Consider the following 25,911-nt stretch of genomic DNA (forward strand, 5'->3'; position numbering starts at 1 on the left):
AACTAAAACGGCCGCAATCCTCTTCCCACCGGCATCGTGCTCATCCACATCGTCACCGCTGCCACCAGCAGAATCACCCCGCCCGCCAGCGCAAGCGTTGTCCACCCTACCTGTCGCCACAGCACCGGCGTTTTATTGCCGCTGAGTTTGACCGCCAGCTGACGGAAGCTGTGAACCAGCAGCGCTAAAGACGAAATGGTGAGAGATGTCCCTGCCGCCATCGCCAGCGCAGAGAGCATTCCCCAGCCAAACACGCCTATCACCTTGCTGAACAGCAGCACCATGATGGCCCCCGAACACGGGCGCATGCCCATCGAGAGAATAATCATCAGCCGCGCGCGCCAGTCGTCGCCGTTCTGCAACTGTTCCTGCGTGGGCAAATGCTGATGTCCGCAGCCGCAGCTTTCATCATGAACGTGGTGCGGCGTGAAGGTTTTGAATTTCGGTTTTTGCAGCAGCACGCGCAGCTTTTTCATCGCCCGCCAGCAGAGGATCAGCCCCAGCACGCCCACCAGCGCGTAGCTTCCCTTCTCCAGCCAGAAACTGCTCATGTGCAGCTGGCGCGCGGGAAGCTGCAACAGCGAAAGCACGACTACGACGAGCGCAATCGCCACGCTGCCCTGAAGCAGCGAGGAGGCCAGCGTCAGCCCGATACTCGATTTCAGCTTCGACGGATGGGTGGCGAGCCAGGTCGTTATCACGATTTTGCCGTGCCCCGGCCCCAGCGCGTGCAGTACGCCATAGATAAAGCTGAACGCCAGCAGGGAACCACCCGCTTTGGTCGGGTTCTCCGCCACCGCCTTCAGCAGACCGCTCATCTGCTGGTTGACCTCACGCTGCCAGACGATGCTTTTCATCATGACCTGCGGCCAGGCCTGCCACAGCCAGAGTGAACCGCAAACGGCCAGCAGGAGAAAAAGCGCCAGCGGCCAGAGGTGCAGCCAGCGGCGCGGTTTCCGAACCGGAGAGGAGATCACTGACATTGTAACGTTACCTCCTGCGCGAACTGTTTACCCAACTCCATGTCCTCAGGCGGTGCATCTTCCTTATCAAGCGAGACCGCAAAGTTCAGCGTCTCCTCGCTGGGTTTCGGGGTGTGAACGCCAATTTTGCAGTTTTTTTGCAGAGCGTCCGGCAATCGTACGTCGCCGTCTTTGTCATAGCGCATATCGACATAGTAGGTAGGATCAAAAGTGGAAAACGTGTAAGTTTGCCCGGCCAGCGGCTGCGGATGCGCCAGCGGGAGCACAAACGTCAGCAGCGCCTGATGCCCGTCACGCGTCATCCCGTATTCCGTTGGCCGGTTCAGAAATTTAACCTTTTGCCCGTTGTGCCAGAATTCCGTGAAGTAGTGCTGGCCGAGCACGTTGGCCATCACTTCCGCCGCCAGCTTTTTCCAGATTTCATCGCCAGGCTTCGCGTTTCCCGCATCATAGAGCAGATCGGCCGAGGTGATTTCATCCATCGTCCAGCGCATCTTCAGGCCGCTCAGCTGCGTGCCGTCGGTAACCAGCTCGGTCTGGAGGTCAATAAAACTGTGAGGGTGTGCGCTGGCGGTGAAGCTGATAACCGCCAAAAATAACGCCATCGCACTTTGTTTAACTGTTTGCATCAATTCCTCACGTCAAAAATTCTGTGATGTTCCCCAGCAATCCTGAGTGAAAGGCCTGCCGGCGCGCTTTTCAGCGCTCATCCTTTAGCTATTCTTATCAAACATTCACACTGGATACCCGACAGATGATGACGACGCTTGAAATTCCATCTGTGCTTTCCAGTTCGCAGCGCCGCTGCCAGGTGCTTTTGATGCTATACCTGCCCGATGCTGCCGTCACCGCAGAGAGCATAATCGCTGCCAACGGGGTGGACGACGCGATGGCACGGCAAGATATAGCCGAGACGCGCGATGAAATCCAGCGCTATCACCGGCTGGACATCGTCACGCACCACGACGGCAGCTACCGGATTGAAGGCACAGCCCTGAATCAGCGTTTATGCCTGCTGCACTGGCTGCGCCGGGCGCTGCGGCTTTGCCCGCAGTTTGTCTCACACCAGTTTACCCCCGCATTAAAAACCGCGCTTAAACAACACGGCATTGCGCGACCGCTGTACGACGATGCGAACCTGCGGGCGCTGATCGGCTTCTGCTCCCGCAAGCTCCAGCGCCAGTTTGAATGTCGCGACGTCCAGTTTTTACAGCTCTATCTGCAATACTGTCTTATTCAGCACCAGCTCGGGAATACGCCACAGTTTTCTCACGTTCAGCGCAGCTGGACCCAGTCGAGAGGGGAGTATTTTACGGCCCAGGAGATCGTGCGTCACTGGAGACGTCGCGTGCCGCAGGGAGCGCACGGGGATGAACAGCTGTTTCTGGCCCTGCTGTTTATGATGCTCCGCACGCCCGATCCGGTGCTCGATAAACACCAGCAGGATCAGCGCTTGCGCCGGGCCATCGTGCGCATGGTCGCCCGTTTTCGCTCGCAGACCGGGATGAACTTCAGCGATGAGCAAGGGCTGACCGATCAGCTGTATATCCATCTTGCTCAGGCGCTGGACCGCTCGCTGTTTGAAATTGGCATCGACAATAGCCTGCCGGAGGAGATCCATCGTCTCTATCCCCGGCTGTTACGCACCACAAAGGAAGCGCTGTTTGAGCTGGAAGCGGAGTTTGGGCTGCGTTTTTCTGATGAAGAGATGAGTCTTGTCGCGGTGATTTTTGGCGCATGGCTGATGCAGGAGACCGATCTGCACGAAAAACAGGTGATCCTGCTGACGGGAGACGATAAAGCCAGCGAGGACCTGATTGAACAGCAGCTTCGCGAGCTGACGCTGCTGCCGCTCAACATTCGCTATCTGACGCTGCAGGCTTTCCAGAAAGAGGGTGCACCGCGCGAAGCCGCGCTGGTTATCACCCCCTACCCTACCGTCCTGCCGCTGTTCTCGCCGCCGCTGATACATGCCGTTGAAACATTGAACGCGCAGCAGCAAGAACATATTCGCGCCATGCTGGAATCATAGCGAGGCGCGAGCGGCCACTTTAGGGCGAACAACGATGGCGGGTAAGGCGACCAGCGCCATCACCCAGAAAACCCCATGCCCCAGGTGCTGGTAGAGGAACCCCGCAAAGACCGTCATGATCGCGATACTGCCCCCCATCGCGACCGCCGAGTAGACGGCCTGCAGGCGAATAACGTCTCCGCCCTCGCGCGCTGCGATATAGCGCATGGCCGCCAGATGGCACACGGTAAAGGTGCCGCAGTGGAGAATTTGCGCCACTATCAGCCACGGCAGATCGGTCGTCCAGCCCATAATCCCCCAGCGCGCCACGCCGCACACGGCGGAAAGCAGCAGGAGGTCTCGCGCGCCAAAGCGACGGAACAGCTTCTTGCTCAGGGCAAAGATAATGACTTCGGCCACTACCCCCAGCGACCACAGATAGCCCACTGCGGAAGCAGAATATCCCGCCCCCTGCCAGTAGATGGCGCTGAAGCCATAGTACGCCGCATGCGCCCCCTGAAGCAGACAGACACACGCCAGAAAACGCCAGCTCTGGGCCACCAGGCTCCGCCAGGCGGGCCAGCCTGCGCTCTCCTGATGGCGGCTTTCCCCTTGCGGCATCACCGACGGACGCAGCAGCATACCCAGCAGCATAGAGGCAATACCGATACTCAGCAGGGCGAGAATGGCGCGGTAATCGTAAAGGCTGACCAGTTTGCCCACCAGCGCGGAACCAATCACAAAGGCAATTGAGCCCCACAGGCGCACGCGGCCGTAGTCCATGGTGATCTGCTTTTGCCAGGTGTTCGCCAGGGCATCCGTCAGCGGTACCAGCGGTGAGAAGAACAGGTTAAAGCCGACCATCACCACCATCAGCCAGGCAAACTGGTGGCTGACCCAGAAGCAGGCAACAAAGACCAGTGTCAGCAGAGCAAGAATGCGCACGGCCTTGATCAGTAAGGAGGGATCGCTGACGCGCGGGGCAATCAGCAGGCTGCCGAGGAAACGCGCTACCAGCCCGGCCCCCAGCAGGACACCGATAGTCTCAGGAGTCAGGCCGATACCCTTGAGCCAGACGCTCCAGAAGGGCAGAAAAATACCGTAGCTAAAGAAATAGGTGAAATAACTAAGCGCCAGCCAGCGCGTGGAATGCAAGACCATGAATCCCTCCCGAAATCGAGGCCATAGTCTGGCGAGAATATAAAAATTAAGCAAGTAGATAGCCTGCTATAAATTAACGAAAAATTAACATCTTGTGCAGTCGTCTGGCTTATGGCAGGGAATGAAAATATGTATTACGTTTAAATTACTCCACTTGCAGAGGTTTTTCTGCCATGAACTCACTACGTTATTTCGATTTCGGTCAGTCACGTCACCTGCTGCTGCTGATTGGCCGCATCGCGCTTGTCGTGCTGTTTATCATCTTTGGCTATCCAAAACTGACGGGGTTTAGCGGCACCGTGCAATATATGACCTCGCTGGGTACGCCGATGCCCATGCTGGCGGCCATTATTGCGGTGGTGATGGAAGTCCCTGCTGCCATTCTGATCGTGCTGGGCTTTTTCACCCGCCCGCTCGCGGTACTGTTTGTATTCTATACGCTGGGCACGGCGATTATCGGTCACCATTACTGGGATATGACCGGTGATGCGGTCGTACCGAATATGATTAATTTCTATAAGAACGTCAGTATTGCTGGCGCCTTTATTTTACTGGCCATTGTTGGTCCGGGGGCTATTTCCCTCGACCGGCGTTAAGCCAAAAAAAAAAGGCCGCAAGCGCGGCCTTTTTTATTTCTGCAAAGCAGAGGAATTACGCGTATACCGGGAAGCGTGCGCAGATATCCAGAACTTTACCTTTGACGCGCTCGATAACCGCTTCGTCATTGATGTTGTCCAGAACGTCACACATCCAGCCAGCCAGCTCTTTCACTTCCGCTTCTTTGAAGCCGCGGCGAGTCACGGCCGGAGAACCGATACGGATACCGGAGGTCACGAACGGGCTCTTCGGATCGTTTGGCACGCTGTTTTTGTTCACGGTGATGTTGGCGCGGCCCAGGGCTGCGTCAGCTTCTTTACCGGTCAGGTTCTTATCAACCAGATCCAGCAGGAACAGGTGGTTTTCAGTACCGCCGGAGACCACTTTGTAGCCACGGTTCAGGAACACTTCCACCATCGCTTTGGCGTTCTTAGCAACCTGCTGCTGATAAACCTTGAATTCTGGCTCCATCGCTTCTTTCAGCGCAACGGCTTTAGCCGCGATAACGTGCATCAGCGGGCCGCCCTGCGCGCTTGGGAATACAGCGGAGTTCAGTTTTTTGTACAGCTCTTCGTCACCGCCTTTCGCCAGGATCAGGCCACCGCGTGGACCCGCCAGGGTTTTGTGGGTGGTGGTGGTCACAACGTGAGCGTGTGGAACCGGGTTCGGGTAAACGCCAGCGGCAATCAGACCCGCAACGTGCGCCATGTCGACGAACAGGTAAGCACCAATGCTGTCTGCGATTTCACGCATTTTTGCCCAGTCAACGATACCGGAGTAAGCAGAGAAGCCACCGATGATCATCTTCGGTTTGTGCTCTTTAGCCTGCTTCGCCATGTCTTCATAGTCAATTTTGCCGGACTCATCAATACCGTAAGGGATGATGTTGTACAGTTTGCCGGAGAAGTTAACCGGGGAGCCGTGAGTCAGGTGGCCGCCCTGCGCCAGGTTCATACCCAGAACGGTATCGCCCGGCTGCAGCAGCGCGGTGTAGACCGCGAAGTTAGCCTGAGAGCCAGAGTGCGGCTGCACGTTCGCGTAGTCAGCGCCAAAGAGTTCTTTCGCACGGTCGATAGCCAGCTGCTCAACGATATCCACGTACTCGCAACCGCCGTAGTAGCGTTTGCCCGGGTAACCTTCAGCATATTTGTTAGTCAGCTGAGAACCCTGCGCCTGCATGACGCGCGGGCTGGTGTAGTTTTCGGAGGCGATCAGTTCGATGTGCTCTTCCTGACGTACTTTTTCCTGCTCCATAGCCTGCCACAGTTCGGCATCATAATCGGCAATGTTCATTTCACGCTTTAACATCCGCATCTCCTGACTCAGCTAACAAGTAAATTTTGGCCTGAAAAGGCAGTCCTGTTGGACGACGGGCAACAGTATAACTGATTAGTTCTGTGATAACAGGTCTTGACAAACGATTTTACGCAAACGTTTTCCTACGCGCCACGCAAGGGTTTGAGGAATAAAGCTCTCGCCCTTTCCAGCGGATTTCTTTTCAGGTTTGTGATGCATATTTTTCATCTTGCAAAGAACCATTTACAACGCAGGGGTATTTTTTATAAGATGCATTTAAAATACATCATTAAAGTCACATCAGAAGGATGCGCTCATGCTCGACGCTCAAACCATCGCTACCGTTAAAGCCACCATCCCCCTGCTGGTGGAAACCGGCCCTAAACTCACCGCCCATTTCTACGATCGCATGTTCACGCACAACCCGGAGCTCAAAGAAATTTTCAACATGAGCAACCAGCGTAACGGCGATCAGCGCGAAGCGCTTTTCAACGCAATCGCGGCCTACGCCAGCAATATTGAAAACCTGGCGGCACTGCTGCCCGCGGTGGAAAAAATCGCGCAGAAGCACACCAGCTTCCAGATCCAGCCCGAGCAGTACAACATTGTGGGTGGCCACCTGCTGGCAACGCTGGACGAGATGTTCAGCCCGGGTCAGGAGGTGCTGGACGCGTGGGGTAAAGCCTACGGCGTGCTGGCAAACGTGTTTATCAACCGCGAAGCGCAGATCTACAGCGAAAACGCCAGCAAGAACGGCGGCTGGGAAGGCACGCGCGCCTTCCGCATCGTCGAGAAAACGCCGCGCAGCGCGCTGATTACCAGCTTTGAATTTGAGCCGGTGGACGGACAGCCGGTTGCCGATTACCAGCCGGGCCAGTATCTGGGCGTGTGGCTGAAGCCTGAAGGCTTCCCGCATCAGGAGATCCGCCAGTATTCTCTTACCCGCAAGCCAAACGGCAAAGGCTACCGTATTGCGGTGAAGCGTGAGGACGGCGGTCAGGTATCCAACTGGCTACACAACGAAGCTAACGTGGGCGACGTGGTCCATCTGGCCGCGCCGGCGGGCGATTTCTTCATGGCCGTAGAAGCGAATACCCCGGTTACGCTGATCTCTGCGGGCGTCGGCCAAACGCCAATGCTGGCGATGCTAGATACGCTGGCGAAAGCCAACCACGGCGCGCAGGTCAACTGGTTCCACGCTGCGGAAAACGGCGACGTGCACGCCTTTGCGGATGAAGTGAAAACGCTCGGGGCGTCCCTGCCGCGCTTCACCGCGCACACCTGGTATCGCCTGCCGACGGATAAAGACCGCGCGGCCGCTCGGTTTGACAGCGAAGGTCTGATGAATTTAAGCCAGATGGAAGGGGCATTTAGCGCGCCGGACATGCAGTTCTACGTCTGCGGGCCGGTAGCGTTTATGCAGTATGCCGCCCAGCAGCTGGTGGAGCTGGGTGTGAACAAAGACAACATTCATTACGAATGTTTCGGGCCGCATAAGGTGCTGTAATGAAAAAGCCCCTCGTTCGAGGGGCTTTTTTTCGCCGGGTGGCGGCTGCACCTTACCCGGCCTACAAAACCGTTGGCATTTTTAAATCGCGGCGTCGTCTTCTTCGCCGGTACGGATACGGATCACGCGCGCCACGTCAAAGACGAAGATTTTACCGTCGCCGATTTTGCCCGTCTGCGCGGTGCGGATAATGGTATCCACGCAGGTATCGACGATATCGTCGCTGACCACGATTTCAATTTTTACTTTCGGCAGAAAGTCGACCATGTACTCTGCGCCACGGTAAAGCTCGGTGTGGCCCTTCTGACGACCAAAACCTTTCACTTCCGTCACGGTCATCCCGGTGATGCCGACTTCCGCCAGCGCTTCACGCACGTCATCCAGTTTGAAAGGTTTAATAATCGCATCAATCTTTTTCATGGTGGGTCCTTAAACTCTTGCCTGTAAGCTGCCTCGTAATCGATTGCTCACAGTACCATACGGCATTACTCTTTAAAATCGTTTGCTTCCAGCTCGTGGCGCGACAGCAGCTTGTAGAACTCGGTGCGGTTGCGTCCGGCCATGCGCGCCGCGTGGGTCACGTTGCCTTTGGTTATCTGCAATAGCTTGCGCAGATAGTTCAGCTCGAACTGATTCCGCGCTTCCGCAAACGTCGGCAGGGCCGTGTTTTCCCCTTCCAGCGCCTGCTCCACCAGCGCATCGCTGATCACCGGTGAGGAGGTCAGCGCCACGCACTGCTCAATCACGTTCACCAGCTGGCGCACGTTACCCGGCCAGCCTGCGGCCATCAGCCGCTTCATCGCGTCGGTGGAAAACGCGCGCACGAACGGTTTATGGCGATCGGCCGCCTGGCGCAAAAGATGGTTCGCCAGCAGCGGAATGTCTTCCGCGCGCTCCGCCAGCGCCGGGATCTTCAAATTCACCACGTTCAGACGGTAGTAGAGATCTTCGCGAAACTCGTTGCGCGCCATCACTTTTGGCAAGTCGCGGTGGGTGGCGGAAATAATGCGCACATTAATATCGATATCGCGGTTGCTGCCCAGCGGGCGAACTTTTCGCTCCTGCAGCACGCGCAGCAGTTTGACCTGCAGCGGTGCGGGCATGTCGCCAATCTCGTCCAGGAACAGCGTGCCGCCTTCCGCAGCCTGGAACAGCCCTTCCCGGCTGCTCACCGCGCCGGTGAAAGCGCCGCGGGCGTGACCAAACAGTTCAGATTCGAGCAGCTGTTCCGGAAGCGCGCCGCAGTTAATGGCGATAAAGGCATTTTTACTGCGCGGGCTGGCGTTATGGATCGCCTGGGCCAGGATCTCTTTTCCGGTTCCGCTCTGGCCGTTGATGAGCACGCTGACGTCGGACTGCGCCACCATCCGGGCCTGTTCAAGCAGACGCAGCATAATGGGGCTGCGGGTGACGATGGACTCCCGCCACGCTTCATCCCCCGCCGGGGCGGCATGTTCCAGCGCGCTGTCGATAGCCTTATACAGCGCGTCTTTGTCCACCGGCTTGGTCAGGAAGCTGAAGACCCCCTGCTGCGTCGCGGCAACCGCATCCGGGATCGATCCGTGCGCCGTCAGGATAATCACGGGCATACCCGGCTGCTGCTTCTGGATCTCCGCGAACAGCTGCAGGCCATCCATTTCGTCCATCCGCAGGTCGCTTATCACCAGATCGATTTTCTCGCGACTGAGGATTTTTAGCCCTTCCAGCCCGCTTTCAGCGGTCACGACGCTGTAGCCTTCGCTCACCAGACGCATCCCCAGCAGCTTTAACAGCCCGGGATCGTCATCCACCAGTAAAAGATGGGCAGGTTTACGGCTCGTCATGCTTCACATCCTCTTGTTTCGGCGTATCGCTGTCCGGTGCAGCGGATAAGCTCCCCGGCTGATATTTGCGCGACGAGAGCTGCCTTTCGATATCCGTCAGGTTCTCCAGCTTACGCGTGGTGGTATCCAGCTGCGTACGTAAATGTTGCTGCTGTTGACGCAGCGTATCAAGCTCGCTGTCGGTTGACTGCTGTAGCTTGCTGTAGCGGGAGCGCTCTTCAGACAGCTGAAGCTGTAATGTCTGCCCATCGCGCCAGAGCTGGTATACCGGGCGTACCTGCACGGGAAGATTGACTACAAACGTGTCCAGTCGGGTCACATTGACGCGACGTTCAACGGGGGTAATTTTCGCATCTGCGAGTAAAATCCCACGCTTGAAAGCGTCCTGCCAGGTATCGTCATCCAGCATCGCCGCCTTCGAGCGGGCGTCTACCGGCGCCAGACGCTGGGCGCAATCTATCCCACGCAGCCAGAACAGCGGGTTGCTTTCAACGTCATGTCCTGACAGGTTCCAGATGTCGTCACAGCGGGTTGAGAGGAAGTCTGCCAGCTGGTTATCGGGCCATTTATCTTCCTGTTTATCGCTAATGGCACTTTGTGGCGCATGGGAAACACACCCAGCCAGAAATAAACAGGGCAGGCTCAGGCGAAGCGTTTTGCTGGAAAACACCGCACTTACGGCGCGGAAAAAGACGTGTGACATACTCACCAGACATAGATTCATTTTATTGATTTTTCCGGCTCAGGGGCAGTTCGATACGGAAGCAAACATCTGAACGTTCGTCCGCGGCAATGTTTAGCTCACCCTGCATGCGTCGTATGCAGTCCCGGGCGATGCTCAAGCCCAGCCCGCTTCCTTTAACCGCGCCTTTCCGCTGATGACTCCCCTGGAAAAAGGGTTCGAAGATCATGATTTTTTCGTCATCGGGGATCGGGGTGCCGGTGTTTGCGACGTCAATAAACACCCGTGAACCATTCGTATTACTTCGGATATAAATGTTACCGGATTCAGTACCATAGTGCACCGCATTGGAGTAAAGATTATCCAGAACGCTCATCAGCAGCATGGGTTCAGCCAGGCATGCAGGCGCATTCAGCTCAACGCCGGTATGCATCATTTTAGCTCTTGCTGGCAAGCTGTGGGCGGAGATCACCATATCCACCAGCGGCTCAATTTCAACGTTTTCCAGTACGACCGCCCCGTCAGCCAGCTTGCGGTTGTAATCCAGCAGTTGCTCAATCAGCTTTTGCAGATTGCGGCTGCTGTTATCCAGGATCTCGACAATTTCTTTCTGTTCTGGCGTAAGGGGCCCGGCCACTTCGTCCGCCAGCAGCTCCGTCCCTTCGCGCATGCTGGCCAGCGGCGTTTTAAGCTCATGAGAGATATGGCGCAGGAACTGATGGCGCTGTGATTCGAGCCACGCCAGGCGCTCGGACAGCCAGATAATGCGCTGGCCTACGGATCGCAGCTCGCGGGGGCCTTTAAAGGCGACCGTATCCCCGAGCGATTTCCCCTCCCCCAGACGGTTGATCATACGCTGAATGCCCTTCACCGGGCCGATGATCATGCGGGTAAAGAGCAGTACCAGACCGAGGCTCACCAGGAACAGCACCAGCGCCTGCCAGCCGAAGAACTGGCCGCGCTCGGCGATCTCCTGCTGGAGCTGCTGGCCGCGAGAGAAAATCACCGCGCGCGTTGACTGCACCATCTCGGTGTTGGCGCTGGCAAAAGCTTCGAGGCGCGCGGCAGCAACGGCATCCGGGCCGCTGTTGCTGCACTGCAGCTGCGCGAGATCGTTTAAATCCTGACGCAACGCCTGATAGAGCTTGTCATCAGGTAAGACCCCCGCGTGAGCGTCCAGCATTTCGCTGTAGCGTTTACGCTGACTCTGATAAACCTTTTCCAGCGTCCGATCGTCAAGCACGCAATACTGACGATAGCTACGCTCCATCTCCAGCGCGGCGTTGGTCATCGCTTCACTGCGTCTGGCGTCGATGAGCGTCGTGCGGTTAGTCAAAGCCGCCTGCGCGCTCAGCGCGTTCAGGCTTTGCCACGCCTGCCAGGCAAGGATCAGCAGCGGCAGCAGGATCAGCAGGAAGGCCATCATGACGAGCTGCCGCAGGGAGCGGGGGAAAACGGGCCAGCGTTTCAACGCATTACTCTCTTAATGGGGGTTTACGCAGAGCGTAACTGAGTCTGCCCTTCAGATACAACAAAGCCGGGTAAAAACCCGGCTTTGTCATGGAATGAGGCGGTGCCTAACTCGACGTTTCGCCCTGGCCTGATAAAGCATCGCTATGATCAGTAGTTGGACGGCAGGCACCTTTTTGTGCGTCATTCGAAGTTTATGTAGCGCGTCCCGAAGGGGCTGACATAAGAAGGTGAATGAGCCACTGGTTAATATTATGCAACACCCGTGCCAGAATGCAAAACAAAATATTAACAGTTTGAAATATATGAGTTTTACTCGTTTAGCCTGTTAATTATCGGTTGAATGATTTCCAGGCTAAGTGTCGCTATTAAGCAACACCTTAACGGGAACCTTTACTGCCATATATAAATCAACGAGTTAAATGTCGCCTTTTGGAGACAGTTGAATTACGGGTCTGTCGCGTAATTGCGACACAAATAAAAAAGCCCGGTCGAGCTCGCGCTTACCGGGCCTACAGGTACTGCCTAAAACTTAACCCAGCTGCTTACGCGCGTTGCGGAAGATACGCATCCACGGGCTGTCCTCGCCCCAGTTTTCCGGGTGCCAGGAGTTGCTCACGGTACGGAACACGCGTTCCGGGTGCGGCATCATGATGGTCGCGCGACCGCTTTCGCTGGTCACTGCCGTAATACCGTTGGCGGAGCCGTTCGGGTTAGCCGGATAGGTTTCCGTCACCTTGCCGAAGTTATCGACAAAGCGCAGCGCTACCAGGCCTTTGCTCTCCAGCTGAGCCAGATGCGCAGCGTCGCGCACTTCTACCTGACCTTCGCCGTGGGAAACGGCGATTGGCATCTGTGAACCGACCATCCCCTGCAGCAGCAGAGACGGGCTTTGGGTCACTTCCACCAGGCTGAAGCGCGCCTCGAAGCGGTCAGACTGGTTGCGCACAAAGCGCGGCCAGGCTTCGCTGCCCGGGATCAGCTCACGCAGGTTAGACATCATCTGGCAGCCGTTACACACGCCCAGCGCCAGCGTCTGCGGACGGTGGAAGAAGGTTTCGAACTCGTCGCGCACGCGGCTGTTGAACAGGATGGACTTCGCCCAGCCTTCGCCCGCGCCCAGCACGTCACCGTAGGAGAAGCCGCCGCACGCCACCAGCGCCTGGAAATCTTCCAGACCGGTACGCCCGGCCAGCAGGTCGCTCATGTGGACGTCGATAGCGTCAAAGCCCGCGCGGTGGAAGGCAGCTGCCATCTCAACGTGGGAGTTGACGCCCTGCTCGCGCAGAACGGCCACTTTTGGACGCGCACCCGTCGCTATGTACGGCGCGGCGATGTCTTCGTTGATGTCGAAGGAGAGCTTCACGTTCAGGCCTGGATCCTGGTCATTCGCTTTCGCGTTATGCTCCTGATCGGCACATTCCGGGTTGTCACGCAGGCGCTGCATCTGCCAGGTGGTTTCTGCCCACCACATGCGCAGCGTGGTGCGGCTTTCGCTGAACACGGCGTGACCGTCTGCTTCAATGACGAAGCGGTCGCCCTGAACGGCTTTGCCCAGATAGTGCACGCAGTCTGCCAGACCATGCTTCGCCAGAATCGCTTCAACCGCGTCGCGATCTGCCGCACGCACCTGAATCACGGCGCCCAGCTCTTCGTTGAACAGCGCCGCCAGACGGTCTTCGCCCAGCGTCGCAATGTTCGCTTCCACGCCGCAGTGGCCGGTGAAGGCCATCTCTGCCAGGGTCACCAGCAGGCCACCGTCGGAACGGTCGTGGTAGGCCAGCAGCTTACGCTGCGCCACCAGCGCCTGAATCGCGTCGTAGAAGCCTTTCAGCTGCGCCACGTCACGCACGTCGGCTGGCTTATCGCCGAGCTGGCGGTAAACCTGCGCCAGCGCGGTAGCACCCAGCGCGTTGTGGCCTTTGCCCAGGTCAATCAGCAGCAGGGCGTTGTCTTCGGTCGCAAGCTGCGGCGTAACGGTGTGACGCACGTCTTCCACGCGGGCAAACGCGGTGATCACCAGCGACAGCGGAGAGGTCATCTCGCGCTGTTCGTTGCCTTCCTGCCAGCGGGTTTTCATCGACATGGAGTCTTTGCCCACCGGAATGGTCAGGCCGAGGGCAGGACACAGCTCCTCGCCCACCGCTTTCACGGCTTCATACAGGCCAGCATCTTCGCCAGGGTGGCCGGCAGCGGCCATCCAGTTGGCGGAGAGCTTGATACGTTTGATATCGCCAATCTGCGTCGCGGCGATGTTGGTCAGCGCTTCACCGACCGCCAGACGGGCAGAAGCCGCGAAGTCCAGCAGCGCCACCGGGGTGCGTTCGCCGAGAGCCATCGCTTCGCCGTAGTAGCTGTCTAGGCTCGCGGTGGTCACGGCGCAGTTCGCGACCGGGATCTGCCACGGGCCGACCATCTGATCGCGCGATACCATACCGGTCACGGTGCGATCGCCGATGGTTACCAGGAAGGTTTTCTCTGCCACAGCAGGCAGGTGCAGCACGCGATTTACCGCTTCTGCCACGGTGATGCCCTGGCGATCCAGCGCTTTGCCCGCCGCTTTGCGGGTGGTTACGTCGCGGGTCATCTTCGGCGTTTTACCGAGCAGAACGTCGAGCGGCAGATCGATTGGCTGGTTGTCAAAGTGGGTGTCGCTTAAGGAAAGGTGCTGCTCTTCGGTCGCTTCACCGATGACGGCATACGGCGCGCGCTCGCGGCGGCACAGCTCGTCAAAAAGCGGCAGCTGATCCGCAGCAACCGCCAGCACGTAGCGCTCCTGGGATTCGTTACACCAGATTTCCAGCGGGCTCATGCCCGGCTCATCGCTCAGGATGTCGCGCAGGTTGAAGCGCCCGCCGCGACCGCCGTCGCTCACCAGCTCCGGCATGGCGTTGGACAGGCCGCCCGCGCCCACGTCGTGGATGAAGAGGATCGGGTTGGCGTCGCCCAGCTGCCAGCAGCGGTCGATCACTTCCTGGCAGCGGCGCTCCATCTCAGGGTTGTCGCGCTGCACGGAGGCGAAATCGAGATCCGCATCAGACTGGCCGGAGGCCATAGAAGAGGCCGCGCCGCCGCCCAGACCGATGTTCATCGCCGGGCCGCCCAGTACGATCAGCTTCGCGCCGACGACGATCTCGCCTTTCTGCACGTGATCGGCACGGATGTTGCCGATCCCGCCCGCCAGCATGATGGGTTTGTGGTAGCCGCGCAGCTCTTCGCCGTTGTGGCTGTCCACTTTCTCTTCATAGGTGCGGAAGTAACCGTTAAGCGCCGGACGACCAAATTCGTTGTTAAACGCCGCGCCGCCCAGCGGGCCTTCGGTCATGATATCCAGGGCGGTCACGATGCGCTCTGGCTTGCCGAAATCTTCTTCCCACGGCTGTTCAAAGCCCGGGATACGCAGGTTAGAGACGGAGAAACCGACCAGACCCGCTTTAGGTTTAGCGCCACGACCGGTCGCACCTTCGTCACGGATTTCGCCGCCGGAGCCGGTCGCCGCGCCCGGCCACGGGGAGATCGCCGTCGGGTGGTTGTGGGTTTCCACTTTCATCAGGATATGCGCGGGCTCCTGATGGAAGTCATAGCGCCCTGCTTCGCGATCGGCGAAGAAGCGGCCCACCTCGGAACCTTCCATTACCGCGGCGTTGTCTTTATAGGCAGACAGCACGTGGTCAGGGGTTTGCTCCATGGTGTTTTTGATCATTTTGAACAGCGACTTCGGCTGCTGTTCGCCGTCAATAATCCAGTCGGCGTTGAAAATCTTGTGGCGGCAGTGCTCAGAGTTAGCCTGCGCGAACATGTAAAGTTCGATGTCGTTCGGGTTACGGTTGAGCTTAACAAACGCATCCTGCAGGTAGTCGATTTCGTCTTCTGCCAGCGCCAGGCCGAGACGCAGGTTGGCGTCAATCAGCGCCTGACGGCCCTGCCCCAGCAGGTCTACGCTCTGTACCGGCGCAGGCTGATGGTGAGAGAAAAGCTTCTGCGCGTCATCGAGAGAGGCAAATACGCTCTCCATCATGCGATCGTGCAGTTCAGCCGCAACCGCCTGCCACTGCGCGTCGCTAAGGGTAGAGGCTTCCACGTAGTACGCCACGCCGCGTTCCAGACGGTTAATCTGGTTCAGGCCACAGTTGTGGGCGATATCGGTGGCTTTGGAAGACCAGGGGGAGATGGTGCCCGGACGAGGCGTAGCAAGGATCAGTTTGCCGGTTGGCGTATGGCTGTTCAGGCTTGGACCATACTTGAGCAGGCGTTCCAGCTGTACGCGCTCCTCTGCATTCAGGGGGGCATTCAGGTCAGCAAAATGGACATACTCAGCGTAAATATTGCTTACCGGAAGGTCGGCCGCCTGAAAACGTGCCAGCAGTTTAGTGATACGGAAGGCAGACAGTGCAGGCGAACCACGCAGAATTTCCATCATAAGTCTCTCGTCTTCGAAGCGCCGGGGCGCTTACAGTGTGCGCAAGGGGGGAAAACGGGCGTCATTATAGAGAATCCTGAGCGCCGACGAAACCGTTTGCGTCGAAATAAAATTTGCACAGAGATTTAACAATAGATGTGACCTGTCTCTCTAATTGGTTGCCAAGTGGCGCAAGTTTACGCAAAATGCCGCTCATTCAATGGCAAACCTTATGATTAACATGGCTACAGCAGACTGAGGCAACCGGCGTCGCAGAGAATTAACTAATTGAAAAAATTAAAGATTAATTATCTGCTCATCGGCATTGTAACGTTGCTGCTGGCAGTGGCCCTCTGGCCTTCCATCCCCTGGTTCGGCAAAGCCGAAAACCGTATCGCCGCCATTCAGGAGCGGGGGGAATTGCGCGTCAGTACCCTCAACTCGCCGCTGATTTACAGCGACGTCAACGGCAAAATCATTGGCCTGGATTATGAACTGGCACAACAGTTCGCCGATTATCTTGGCGTGAAGCTTAAAATCACCGTCCGCCAGAATATCAACCAGCTTTTTGACGACCTCGATAACGACGATGCCGATATGCTCGCCGCCGGGCTGGTGTATAACAGCGAGCGCAGCAAGAACTACCAGCCAGGCCCGACCTACTACTCCGTTTCTCAGCAGCTGGTTTACCGCGTCGGGAGCCTGCGCCCGCGCTCGCTGTCCTCGATTAACGATCGGCAGCTGACGATTGCGCCCGGCCACGTGGTGATTGACGATCTGCGGGAGCTCAAGGAGAAGAAATATCCCGACCTGAGCTGGACGGTGGATCCGAAACTCGGCACGACGGAGCTGCTGGAGCAGGTAAAAGATCAGAAGGTGCCGTACACCATCGCCGATTCGGTCGCGATCAGCCTGTTCCAACGGGTGCATCCTGAAATCGCCGTGGCGCTGGACGTCACCGACGAGCAGCCCGTGACCTGGTTTAGCCAGCTTGATGACGACCAGACCTTCTCTGCCGCGATGCTTGATTTCTTCAACACCATCAATGAAGACGGTACCCTGGCGCGTCTGGAGGAAAAGTACCTCGGGCACGGCGATGACTTTGACTACGTTGATACCCGCAGCTTCCTGCGCGCGGTAGACAGCGTCCTGCCGGACCTGCAGCCGCTGTTCGAAAAATACGCCCAGGAGATTGACTGGAAGCTGCTGGCGGCTATTTCGTATCAGGAATCCCACTGGGACACCCAGGCCACGTCGCCCACGGGCGTACGCGGTTTGATGATGTTAACAAAAAATACCGCGCTGAGCCTGGGCGTGAACGATCGTACCGACGCCGAACAGAGCATCAGCGGCGGCGCGCGATACCTGCAGGACATGATGGCTAAAGTACCGGAAACGGTGCCGGAAGAAGAGCGGATCTGGTTTGCGCTGGCGGCCTACAATATGGGCTATGCGCATATGCTTGATGCACGAGCGTTGACGGCCAAAACGAAAGGCAATCCGGACAGCTGGTCAGACGTTAAGCAGCGCCTGCCGCTGCTGAGCCAGAAGCCATGGTATAACAAGCTGACATACGGCTACGCGCGGGGACATGAAGCCTACGCCTACGTGGAAAATATCCGTAAATATCAGATTAGCCTGGTCGGGTATCTGCTGGAGAAAGAGAAAGAGGCGACGGAGGCCAAACAGCTGGCTCAAAGCTACCCGGTCGTGGCGCCGGACGAGCTTAATCGTCCGACATCTTCAGTTCTGCCTTTTGCTGCTTTTTCTGCTGACGGCGCATTCGAAAGAAATCGCTTAATAGCCCCGAACACTCTGGTGCAAGCACCCCACCGATAGTCTTCACCTGGTGGTTCATACCCGGGTGACCCAGCACGTCCATCAGCGAACCGGCCGCACCGGTTTTTTCATCCCGCGCGCCGAAAACCAGAGTCCCGATCCGGCTGTGCACCATCGCGCCGGAGCACATCACGCACGGCTCCAGCGTCACGTACAGCGTGGTATCAAGCAGGCGATAGTTTTGCAGCACCAGACCGCCCTGGCGAAGCGCCATGATTTCGGCATGCGCAGTAGGATCGTGGCGACCAATAGGACGGTTCCACCCTTCGCCAATCACCTGGTTGTTATGAACCAGCACCGCGCCCACGGGCACTTCGCCCTCTTCCCAGGCGCGTTGAGCCAGCGTCAGCGCGTGGCGCATCCAGTATTCATGATTGTGTTCAGGGTTGGACAACGGTTGATACTCCAGTCGAAAAGCGGGCGGCATTATACACGCCAGTTTTAGAGAAGACTATTCGAGTTGCTGAAGTTCGCCTGATGGCGTGACGCGCCAGCGGTGCTGGCAAAAATAGAGCAGCGGGTTGTCCTGCTTGCTGTCGCTGTAGCCGCTGTACAGGCGCAGCGGCGTACCGATGCGTTTCTCAAGCTGGACCACTTTTTCATGCCCCAGACAGCGCAGGGTCAGCACCCAGCCGCCGTAGCCGCGGCTAATTTGCGTGGCGATAAGATTCACGCGCGGAAGCCAGGGGGTATCAAAGTAGACCTGCTCCACCAGCGTCTGCGGGGAGCCGGTAATGAGCCAGATGTCGGCATCATTCGCGTCGAGATAGCTGGTCAGGCGCGCCTGCACCACCGGAAAGGCGGCGACGTGGCCGCGAAACCAGTGCGCAAAATCCTTTTCGAGCTGCTTAAGCCGCGCTTCGCTGTGCCCAAAGGTACATCCCCATAACAGCAGACTCATCGGCCATCGCGCCGCCCGGCCTTTCACCAGCAGCGCGATCCCGATAACCGGTAAGAGCGGCAGCACGAGCAGCGCATTCAAAGGCTGACGCCGCAGCAGGTAACGCATAAACGTACCAAACATATCCTGCTGATGCAGCGTTCCATCCAGGTCGAAAAAGACAACGCGACGCGCGTGATTTGCCAAACCTTACTCCTCTGGGTCGTTGAAACCTAACAGCCAGGTAAACAGGAACCCGGCGATCACCGCTACTAAATAGCCTAACAGATAGAGCATCACTTTTCCGGTCACGATGGTTAATGCCAGCGGTAAACCGGAGAGCCCAAAGGTGATAACGGTAGCGACTTTCCAGTAGCTGATCAGCGCCCCGCCTACCGCGCCGCCCAGACAGGCGGCGAGGAACGGTTTACCCAGCGGCAGCGTAACGCCGAAAATCAGCGGCTCGCCGATGCCGAGCAGTCCGACCGGGAGCGCGCCTTTAATCATTTTTTTCAGACGCGCGTTGCGGGTTTTCATCAGTACGGCAATCGCCGCGCCGACCTGCCCCACCCCCGCCATCGACAGGATAGGCAGCAGCGCGTTATAGCCGTGCGCCTGCACCAGCTCGACGTGGATCGGCACCAGCCCCTGATGTAGCCCCGTCAGCACCAGCGGCAGGAAGGTACCTGACAGCACCGCTCCCACCAGCAGGCCGCCGCGGTCAATAGCCAGAGACGCGCCGTGAGCGATGGCTTCAGAGATCCATCCGCCTAGCGGCTGGAGGGCCACAATCGCTACGCTACCGGTAATCAGCGTGGTCAACAGCGGGTTGAGGATCAGCTCGATCGAGCCAGGCAGAACCGCGCGCAGCCTTTTCTCGATCCAGCACATCAGGATGACCACCAGCAGCACGGCAATCACCCCGCCGCGCCCGGGCTGGAGCGCCTCGCCAAACAGCGTGATCTGCGCCAGCTGCGGGCTGGACAAGATGCCCGCCATGACCCCGCCCATGGCCAACGATCCGCCAAACACCTTCGCGGTATTCACCCCGACCAGAATGTTCATGATGGCGAAAACAGCGCTGCCGAAGATCCCAAGGATCCCCAGCAGATTCGGATACTGCGTGGCGAAATCCCCCACGATATCCGGTCGCTTGAGGATATTGATGATCCCGGTGATCAGGCCGGAGGCAATAAACGCCGGGATCAGCGGAATAAAGACGTTTGCCAGCTGACGCAGCGCATCGCTCATGGGGGCTTTGTATTTGGCCTTTGCCTGCGCTTTGGTGCGCTCCGCATCGTCAATCGACGCGCTCGCGCTTACGCCCATCAGCGCACGCATGGCATCAACAACCTGCGCCGCTTTCCCCGGCCCGACGATCAGCTGATGCTGCTGCCCCTGTTTCACGTAGCCGCTGACGCCGGAGAGTTGCTTCAGGCGCGGCACGTCGAGCTGGTCGTCGTTATGCACCTCGACGCGCACGCGCGTCATGCAGTTTTCGAGACGCTGAATGTTTTTTTCCCCACCGATTCCCTGCAGGATATCGCTGGCGAGCGCTGCTGTTTTGTCCATAGACGCCTCTGTTAGTTTTCTAATGCCGCCCGTAAGAAGCCGCTATGCGCATCGAGTTTGGCTCTCGCGGCCGCCGCATCCAGCCCGCTCAGGATCATCAAAATGGCCGGTTTAACATCGTGATCGGTCTGCTTGAGTACCGCTTCTGCCTCTTCACGGCCTGCGCCAGTCGCCTCCATCACCATGCGGCAGGCTCTGTCCACCAGCTTGACGTTGGTGGCCTGCATATCCACCATCAGGTTCTGATAAACCTTGCCGAACTTCACCATCGCGCCGGTGGAGATCATATTGAGCACCAGCTTTTGCGCGGTCCCGGATTTCAGGCGCGTGGAGCCGGTGAGCGCTTCCGGCCCGACAACCGGAGAGATAGCAATAGCGGCCACCTGCGCAATCGGGGAGCCCGGATTACAGGAGATGGCCACCGTCGTGCAGCCCGTCCGGTTGGCGTATTCCAGCCCGCCAATGACGTACGGGGTGCGCCCGGATGCCGCCAGCCCGACCACCAGATCCTTCTCGGTCAGATTCAGCTCCTTCAGGTCATCCTCGCCCAGCTGTTTGTTATCTTCCGCACCTTCAACGGCTTTCAGCAGCGCACCGGGTCCACCGGCAATCAGCCCAACGACCAGACCGTGCGGCACCCCGAAGGTGGGCGGACATTCTGACGCATCCAGGACCCCAAGACGCCCGCTGGTGCCCGCCCCCATGTAGATAATGCGACCGCCGGCCTTGAGGGCTTCCGCCGCCGCATCGACCGCTTTCGCCACCTCGGGTAATGTCTCTTTCACTGCCTGCGCGACCAGCGTATCCTGTTGATTAAAGCGGTTAACCAGCTCCAGGGTGGAGAGCGCATCCAGATCCATGGTTTGCGGGTTACGCGTTTCAGAAACAAGTGAGCCAAGATTCATTTTTGTACCTCAAGAATTTTTAATTCATAATAATCACACTATAATGGAATATAAAATTCATTCAGGCGAGCAAAATTCGTATTTGCGCAGATAATCACATTTTCGCCAGGAGACCGTATGAACTGTTTAATTCGCATTCGCCAGCGCTACGCAGGCTTTGCCCAAAGCGACAAGAAGCTGGCGGATTTTCTGCTTTCTCAACCCGACCATGCACGCCATCTCAGCTCGCAGCAGCTGGCGAGTGAAGCCGGCGTGAGCCAGTCCAGCGTGGTGAAGTTTGCCCAGAAGATTGGCTTTAAGGGGTTCCCCGCCCTCAAGCTGGCGATCAGCGAAGCGCTGGTGAGCAACCCCAACCCGCAGTCCATGCCGGTGCATAATCAGATCCGCGGCGATGACCCGATGCGGCTGGTCGGCGAAAAGCTGATCAAAGAGAACGTGGCGGCCATGCACGCGACGCTCGATGTAAACACCGAAGAGAAGCTGCTGGAGAGCGTGGCGATGCTCCGCGGCGCGCGGAGGATCATTCTGACCGGTATCGGCGCATCCGGACTTGTGGCGCGTAACTTTGGCTGGAAGCTGACGAAAATTGGGCTTAACGCCATCGTCGAGCAGGATATGCACGCCCTGCTGGCAACCGTACAGGCAATGGATCCTGACGATCTGCTGCTGGCCATCTCCTACTCCGGCGAGCGCCGTGAAATCAACATGGCAACTGATGAAGCGCTGCGCGTCGGCGGTAAAATTCTGGCGATCACCGGTTTTACGCCGAATGCCCTCCAGCAGCGGGCAACGCGCTGTTTATATACCATTGCCGAAGAGCAGGCCACGCGCAGCGCGGCTATCTCGTCCACCAGCGCGCAAATGATGCTGACGGACCTGCTGTTTATGGCGCTGGTGCAGCAGGATCTGGAGCGCGCGCCCGAGCGCATTCGTCACAGCGAAGAACTGGTAAAGAAACTGGTTTGACGCGTATAATGCCCGCCCGGTTTGTGTTGTTTCTGAGAATTTCCTGATGGCGCTGTTAATTACCAAAAAATGCATTAATTGCGATATGTGCGAGCCCGAATGCCCGAACCAGGCGATTTCGATGGGCGACAGCATCTATGAGATTAACAGCGACCGCTGCACGGAATGCATCGGCCACTATGAAACGCCGACCTGCCAGAAAGTGTGCCCGATCCCGAATACCATCCTGAAGGATCCGGCCCACGTCGAGAGCGAAGAGCAGCTATGGGATAAGTTTGTCCTGATGCACCACGCGGACAAACTTTAACTTTCGATGATCACCGTCGCGCTGGCATAGTGACGTTCATCCGCGATCGTCACGTGCATATGATTCACCCCCAGCTTTTCCGCCAGCTTTTGCGCTTCTCCCCACAGACGCAGGCTCGGTTTGCCCAGCTCATCGTTAAACACTTCGAACTGATTAAACGCCAGGCCGTTACGAATGCCGGTCCCGAAGGCTTTGGCCGCAGCCTCTTTTACCGCAAAGCGCTTTGCCAGAAAACGCACCGGCTGCTGATGGGCTTCCCAGATGGCCCACTCGTTATCGCTCAGCACGCGTCTTGCGAGGCGATCGCCGCTACGGGCGATCACCGCTTCAATGCGGGCTATTTCAACGATATCGGTGCCTAAGCCCAGAATGGCCATTACTGACGCGCTTCCTGCATCAGGCGTTTCATTTCTGAAACCGCCTCTTTCAGGCCGCTCATCACCGCACGGCCAATGATGGCGTGGCCGATGTTCAGCTCGTGCATTTCCGGCAGAGCGGCAATGGCCTTCACGTTGTGGTAGGTCAGGCCGTGACCGGCATTAACCTTCAGTCCCAGGCTTGAGGCATACGTGGCCGCTTTGGCAATACGCTCCAGCTCTTTGGCCTGTTCGGCATCATTTTTGGCATCGGCATAGCAGCCGGTGTGGATTTCGATATACGGTGCGCCCACGTCGGCCGCCGCTTTAATCTGGGCGAAATCGGCGTCGATAAACAGAGAAACCAGGATACCGGCATCCGCCAGGCGCTTGCAGGCATCGCGCATTTTGTCGAGCTGACCGGCCACGTCCAGACCGCCTTCGGTGGTTACTTCCTGGCGTTTTTCCGGCACCAGGCAGCAGAAGTGCGGTTGGGTCTCGCAGGCAATCGCCAGCATCTCTTCGGTGACCGCCATCTCCAGATTCATACGGGTGTCCAGCGTCTGGCGCAGAATGCGCACGTCGCGATCGGTGATATGGCGACGGTCTTCACGCAGGTGAACGGTAATGCCGTCAGCGCCAGCCTGTTCAGCGATAAACGCCGCCTGAACCGGATCGGGATACGCCGTGCCGCGCGCATTACGCAGCGTGGCGATGTGGTCGATGTTGACGCCTAACAGTAATTCAGCCATGACAATCCTCGGTATTTTGGTTCATTTCTCTTCCCCCTCTCCCTCCGGGAGAAGGCTGGGGTGAGGGGTAAAACGTTAACGTTTCGGCACAAACTGCCTGAATAATTCGCGGCTCTTTAAGGGCTTGCCGCCAAGATACGGCTTGAGGGCAATCCGGGTAAAGCGTTTTGCTGCGCGCAGGGTGTCCAGATCGGGAAACTCGCGCTCATACAGCGCCCGGAGCTGGCGCCCGGTAAAGGTGCTGTTGTCTATCACGATACTGGCAATGAAGCCTTTTTCTTCGCGGTAGCGGTAGGTCATGGTGTCTTCTATCTCATCACCGCTGCCCGCGCAGTGCAGAAAATCTACGCCGTATCCGAGGTGGCCCAGCAGCGCCAGTTCAAAACGACGCAATGCGGGTTCGGGCGTGCCGGTTGCGCCAGCCAGCGACTGGATACAGTGCAGATAATCGAAGAAAAGTTCAGAGAAGCGGGTCTCATGTTCAAGAACGCGTGAGATGAGTTCGTTGACATACAGACCGCTGTAGAGCGTGATGCCGGAAAGAGGAAGCGCCAGGGAGACGGCTTCGGCACTGCGCAGGGTTTTCACTTCCCCTCGCCCACCGAAGCGTACCAGCAACGGTGTGAAAGGCTGTAGGGCGCCTTTCAGATTAGAACGTTTGGAACGTGCGCCTTTCGCAACAAGGCGCACGCGGCCCGACTCTTCCGTGAAGACGTCCAGCATGAGGCTGGTTTCGCTCCAGGGACGACTATGCAGGACAAAGGCGCGCTGCCATCCATCCATATGCTCGTCGTCTTAAGTTACTGGTCTTCGCCGTAACCGAGGCTGCGCAGAGCACGCTCATCATCGGCCCAGCCAGATTTCACTTTCACCCACAGTTCGAGGTGAACCGGCGCTTCGAACATCTCCATCATGTCCTTACGGGCTTCGATACCGATGGTTTTGATCTTGGCCCCTTTGTTGCCGATCACCATCTTCTTCTGCCCTTCGCGCTCAACGAGGATCAGGCCGTTGATATCGTAGCCACCGCGCTCGTTGGTCTGGAAACGCTCGATCTCTACCGTTACGGAGTAAGGCAGTTCAGCACCCAGGAAACGCATCAGCTTTTCACGGATGATTTCAGACGCCATAAAGCGCTGAGAGCGATCGGTGATGTAGTCTTCCGGGAAGTGATGAATCGCTTCCGGCAGATGCTTACGCACGATGCCCGCGATGGTATCAACGTTCAGGCCGGTCTCAGCAGACAGCGGAACGATGTCGAGGAAGTTCATCTGGCTACCGAGCCACTGCAGATGCGGCAGCAGGTCGGCCTTTTCCTGCACGTTATCAACTTTGTTGACCGCGAGGATGACCGGCGTTTTGCCGTCACGCAGCTTGTTCAGCACCATCTCGTCGTCCGGCGTCCAGCGGGTGCCTTCCACAACGAAAATCACCAGCTCTACATCGCCGATCGAGCTGCTCGCCGCCTTGTTCATCAGGCGGTTGATGGCGCGCTTCTCTTCCATGTGCAGGCCGGGGGTATCGACGTAGATCGCCTGATACGCGCCTTCAGTATGGATACCGACGATGCGGTGACGCGTGGTCTGCGCCTTACGCGAGGTGATTGAAATCTTCTGCCCAAGCAGATTATTCAGCAGGGTGGATTTGCCAACGTTCGGACGTCCGACGATGGCAATAAATCCGCAATAGGTTTTCTCTTCGCTCATTCCAGCTCCAGCATTTTTAACGCCTGTTCGGCGGCAGCCTGTTCAGCCTTACGACGGCTTGAACCTGTGCCCACCACCGGTTCACTCAGGCCACTGACCTGGCAATGGATGGTAAATTCCTGATCGTGCGCTTCGCCACGCACCTGTACCACCAGATAAGACGGCAGCGGCAGATGACGACCCTGCAAATATTCCTGCAGACGCGTTTTCGGATCTTTTTGTTTATCGCCCGGGCTGATTTCGTCCAGACGGGTCTGATACCAGTTCAGGATCAGCTTTTCTACGGTCTGGATATCGCTGTCCAGGAACACACCACCAATTAATGCTTCGACCGTATCGGCAAGAATAGATTCACGACGGAAGCCGCCGCTTTTCAGTTCACCCGGTCCAAGACGCAGACATTCGCCCAGTTCAAACTCGCGCGCGATTTCCGCAAGGGTATTACCCCTAACCAGCGTGGCACGCATGCGGCTCATATCACCCTCGTCCACACGCGGGAAACGATGATAAAGCGCATTCGCAATCACGAAACTTAAAATAGAGTCGCCTAAAAACTCGAGACGCTCATTATGTTTGCTGCTGGCACTGCGGTGGGTTAATGCCTGTTGCAACAACTCCTGATGATGAAAAGTGTAGCCCAGCTTCCGTTGAAGCCGATTAATTACGATGGGGTTCATGCGATACCAATAAATGAATGCG

General features: G+C 57.6%; 24 protein-coding genes. 6 read left to right on the forward strand and 18 right to left on the reverse strand.

Features of this window, described 5'->3' with window-relative positions:
- Positions 1-2: 2 nt before the first annotated feature.
- Positions 3-983: a nickel/cobalt transporter gene (locus NWV12_RS16465; protein WP_048978840.1), complete on the reverse strand. Its 981-nt coding sequence runs from the start codon at positions 981-983 to the stop codon at positions 3-5.
- Positions 974-1,612 (reverse strand): DUF1007 family protein, encoded by a 639-nt coding sequence (locus NWV12_RS16470; protein WP_048978839.1) that lies wholly within the window; start codon positions 1,610-1,612, stop codon positions 974-976. Before NWV12_RS16470 ends, NWV12_RS16465 begins: the two co-directional genes overlap by 10 nt.
- 125 nt (positions 1,613-1,737) lie before the next feature.
- On the opposite strand from NWV12_RS16470, the gene csiE reads away from it, so the two are divergent.
- Positions 1,738-3,015 (forward strand): stationary phase inducible protein CsiE, encoded by a 1,278-nt coding sequence (gene csiE / locus NWV12_RS16475; protein WP_033146227.1) that lies wholly within the window; start codon positions 1,738-1,740, stop codon positions 3,013-3,015.
- On the opposite strand, the gene NWV12_RS16480 is transcribed toward csiE, so the two are convergent.
- Positions 3,010-4,155, reverse strand: a complete 1,146-nt coding sequence (locus NWV12_RS16480) for a 3-phenylpropionate MFS transporter (RefSeq protein WP_008502163.1) — start codon at positions 4,153-4,155, stop codon at positions 3,010-3,012. The two genes, csiE and NWV12_RS16480, sit on opposite strands and share 6 nt — an antisense overlap.
- A 173-nt stretch (positions 4,156-4,328) precedes the next feature.
- Between NWV12_RS16480 and NWV12_RS16485 the strand changes: the two genes are divergently transcribed.
- Positions 4,329-4,751, forward strand: a complete 423-nt coding sequence (locus tag NWV12_RS16485) for a DoxX family protein (RefSeq protein WP_029741147.1) — start codon at positions 4,329-4,331, stop codon at positions 4,749-4,751.
- Positions 4,752-4,806: 55 nt separating this feature from the next.
- On the opposite strand, the gene glyA is transcribed toward NWV12_RS16485, so the two are convergent.
- Entirely contained in the window at positions 4,807-6,060 is a 1,254-nt protein-coding gene (gene glyA / locus NWV12_RS16490; protein ID WP_008502165.1) for a serine hydroxymethyltransferase, read from the reverse strand.
- A gap of 304 nt (positions 6,061-6,364) precedes the next feature.
- Here glyA and hmpA point away from each other — a divergent pair, with 304 nt between their 5' ends.
- The gene (gene hmpA, locus NWV12_RS16495; RefSeq protein WP_048978838.1) at positions 6,365-7,555 is read left to right on the forward strand and encodes an NO-inducible flavohemoprotein; all 1,191 of its coding nucleotides are present in this window, start codon (positions 6,365-6,367) and stop codon (positions 7,553-7,555) included.
- Positions 7,556-7,636: 81 nt separating this feature from the next.
- On the opposite strand, the gene glnB is transcribed toward hmpA, so the two are convergent.
- From glnB to purL, 5 genes are all read right to left on the reverse strand, one after another.
- On the reverse strand, positions 7,637-7,975 hold the full coding sequence (glnB, locus tag NWV12_RS16500; protein ID WP_003860685.1) for a nitrogen regulatory protein P-II: 339 nt from the start codon (positions 7,973-7,975) through the stop codon (positions 7,637-7,639).
- A 65-nt stretch (positions 7,976-8,040) separates the two neighbouring features.
- Positions 8,041-9,378 (reverse strand): two-component system response regulator GlrR, encoded by a 1,338-nt coding sequence (gene glrR / locus NWV12_RS16505; RefSeq protein ID WP_023308835.1) that lies wholly within the window; start codon positions 9,376-9,378, stop codon positions 8,041-8,043.
- Positions 9,365-10,102 carry a two-component system QseEF-associated lipoprotein QseG gene (qseG, locus tag NWV12_RS16510; RefSeq protein ID WP_048978837.1) on the reverse strand — a complete coding sequence of 246 codons (738 nt, stop codon included), beginning with the start codon at positions 10,100-10,102 and terminating at the stop codon, positions 9,365-9,367. The genes glrR and qseG overlap by 14 nt, the downstream gene beginning before the upstream one ends.
- A 1-nt stretch (position 10,103) precedes the next feature.
- Positions 10,104-11,531 carry a two component system sensor histidine kinase QseE/GlrK gene (gene qseE / locus NWV12_RS16515; RefSeq protein ID WP_045888300.1) on the reverse strand — a complete coding sequence of 476 codons (1,428 nt, stop codon included), beginning with the start codon at positions 11,529-11,531 and terminating at the stop codon, positions 10,104-10,106.
- A gap of 531 nt (positions 11,532-12,062) precedes the next feature.
- Positions 12,063-15,950 (reverse strand): phosphoribosylformylglycinamidine synthase, encoded by a 3,888-nt coding sequence (gene purL, locus NWV12_RS16520; protein ID WP_048978836.1) that lies wholly within the window; start codon positions 15,948-15,950, stop codon positions 12,063-12,065.
- A 267-nt stretch (positions 15,951-16,217) separates the two neighbouring features.
- Between purL and mltF the strand changes: the two genes are divergently transcribed.
- Positions 16,218-17,768, forward strand: a complete 1,551-nt coding sequence (mltF, locus tag NWV12_RS16525) for a membrane-bound lytic murein transglycosylase MltF (RefSeq protein WP_048978835.1) — start codon at positions 16,218-16,220, stop codon at positions 17,766-17,768.
- Here the strand turns inward: mltF and tadA are convergent.
- Genes tadA through murQ form a run of 4 tightly spaced genes read right to left on the reverse strand, consistent with a single transcriptional unit; the run spans position 17,656 to position 21,125 of the window.
- Entirely contained in the window at positions 17,656-18,195 is a 540-nt protein-coding gene (gene tadA, locus NWV12_RS16530; RefSeq protein WP_048978834.1) for a tRNA adenosine(34) deaminase TadA, read from the reverse strand. The genes mltF and tadA overlap by 113 nt on opposite strands.
- A gap of 24 nt (positions 18,196-18,219) precedes the next feature.
- Positions 18,220-18,855 (reverse strand): phosphatidylglycerophosphatase C, encoded by a 636-nt coding sequence (gene yfhb, locus NWV12_RS16535; RefSeq protein WP_023308841.1) that lies wholly within the window; start codon positions 18,853-18,855, stop codon positions 18,220-18,222.
- 3 nt (positions 18,856-18,858) lie between these two features.
- Positions 18,859-20,220 carry a PTS transporter subunit EIIC gene (locus tag NWV12_RS16540; protein WP_073001690.1) on the reverse strand — a complete coding sequence of 454 codons (1,362 nt, stop codon included), beginning with the start codon at positions 20,218-20,220 and terminating at the stop codon, positions 18,859-18,861.
- Positions 20,221-20,231: 11 nt separating this feature from the next.
- On the reverse strand, positions 20,232-21,125 hold the full coding sequence (gene murQ / locus NWV12_RS16545; RefSeq protein ID WP_048978832.1) for an N-acetylmuramic acid 6-phosphate etherase: 894 nt from the start codon (positions 21,123-21,125) through the stop codon (positions 20,232-20,234).
- A gap of 117 nt (positions 21,126-21,242) precedes the next feature.
- On the opposite strand from murQ, the gene NWV12_RS16550 reads away from it, so the two are divergent.
- Positions 21,243-22,091, forward strand: coding sequence for a MurR/RpiR family transcriptional regulator (locus NWV12_RS16550; protein ID WP_023308844.1), 849 nt, complete (start codon positions 21,243-21,245; stop codon positions 22,089-22,091).
- Positions 22,092-22,137: 46 nt separating this feature from the next.
- Positions 22,138-22,398: a YfhL family 4Fe-4S dicluster ferredoxin gene (locus NWV12_RS16555; RefSeq protein ID WP_008502177.1), complete on the forward strand. Its 261-nt coding sequence runs from the start codon at positions 22,138-22,140 to the stop codon at positions 22,396-22,398.
- Here NWV12_RS16555 and acpS read toward each other — a convergent pair.
- From acpS to rnc, 5 genes are all read right to left on the reverse strand, one after another.
- On the reverse strand, positions 22,395-22,775 hold the full coding sequence (acpS, locus tag NWV12_RS16560) for a holo-ACP synthase (protein WP_023294331.1): 381 nt from the start codon (positions 22,773-22,775) through the stop codon (positions 22,395-22,397). The two genes, NWV12_RS16555 and acpS, sit on opposite strands and share 4 nt — an antisense overlap.
- Positions 22,775-23,506, reverse strand: coding sequence for a pyridoxine 5'-phosphate synthase (gene pdxJ, locus NWV12_RS16565; RefSeq protein ID WP_032659491.1), 732 nt, complete (start codon positions 23,504-23,506; stop codon positions 22,775-22,777). The genes acpS and pdxJ overlap by 1 nt, the downstream gene beginning before the upstream one ends.
- 75 nt (positions 23,507-23,581) lie before the next feature.
- Positions 23,582-24,289, reverse strand: coding sequence for a DNA repair protein RecO (gene recO / locus NWV12_RS16570; protein ID WP_039263761.1), 708 nt, complete (start codon positions 24,287-24,289; stop codon positions 23,582-23,584).
- Positions 24,290-24,306: 17 nt separating this feature from the next.
- Positions 24,307-25,212, reverse strand: a complete 906-nt coding sequence (gene era, locus NWV12_RS16575) for a GTPase Era (protein ID WP_006176722.1) — start codon at positions 25,210-25,212, stop codon at positions 24,307-24,309.
- A complete protein-coding gene (gene rnc, locus NWV12_RS16580; protein ID WP_003860711.1) occupies positions 25,209-25,889 on the reverse strand; it encodes a ribonuclease III in 681 nt (226 codons plus the stop codon). The genes era and rnc overlap by 4 nt, the downstream gene beginning before the upstream one ends.
- Between the last annotated feature and the right edge of the window lie 22 nt (positions 25,890-25,911).

The organism is Enterobacter sp. Crenshaw (genome assembly GCF_024734705.1).
Lineage (GTDB): Bacteria > Pseudomonadota > Gammaproteobacteria > Enterobacterales > Enterobacteriaceae > Enterobacter > Enterobacter asburiae_B.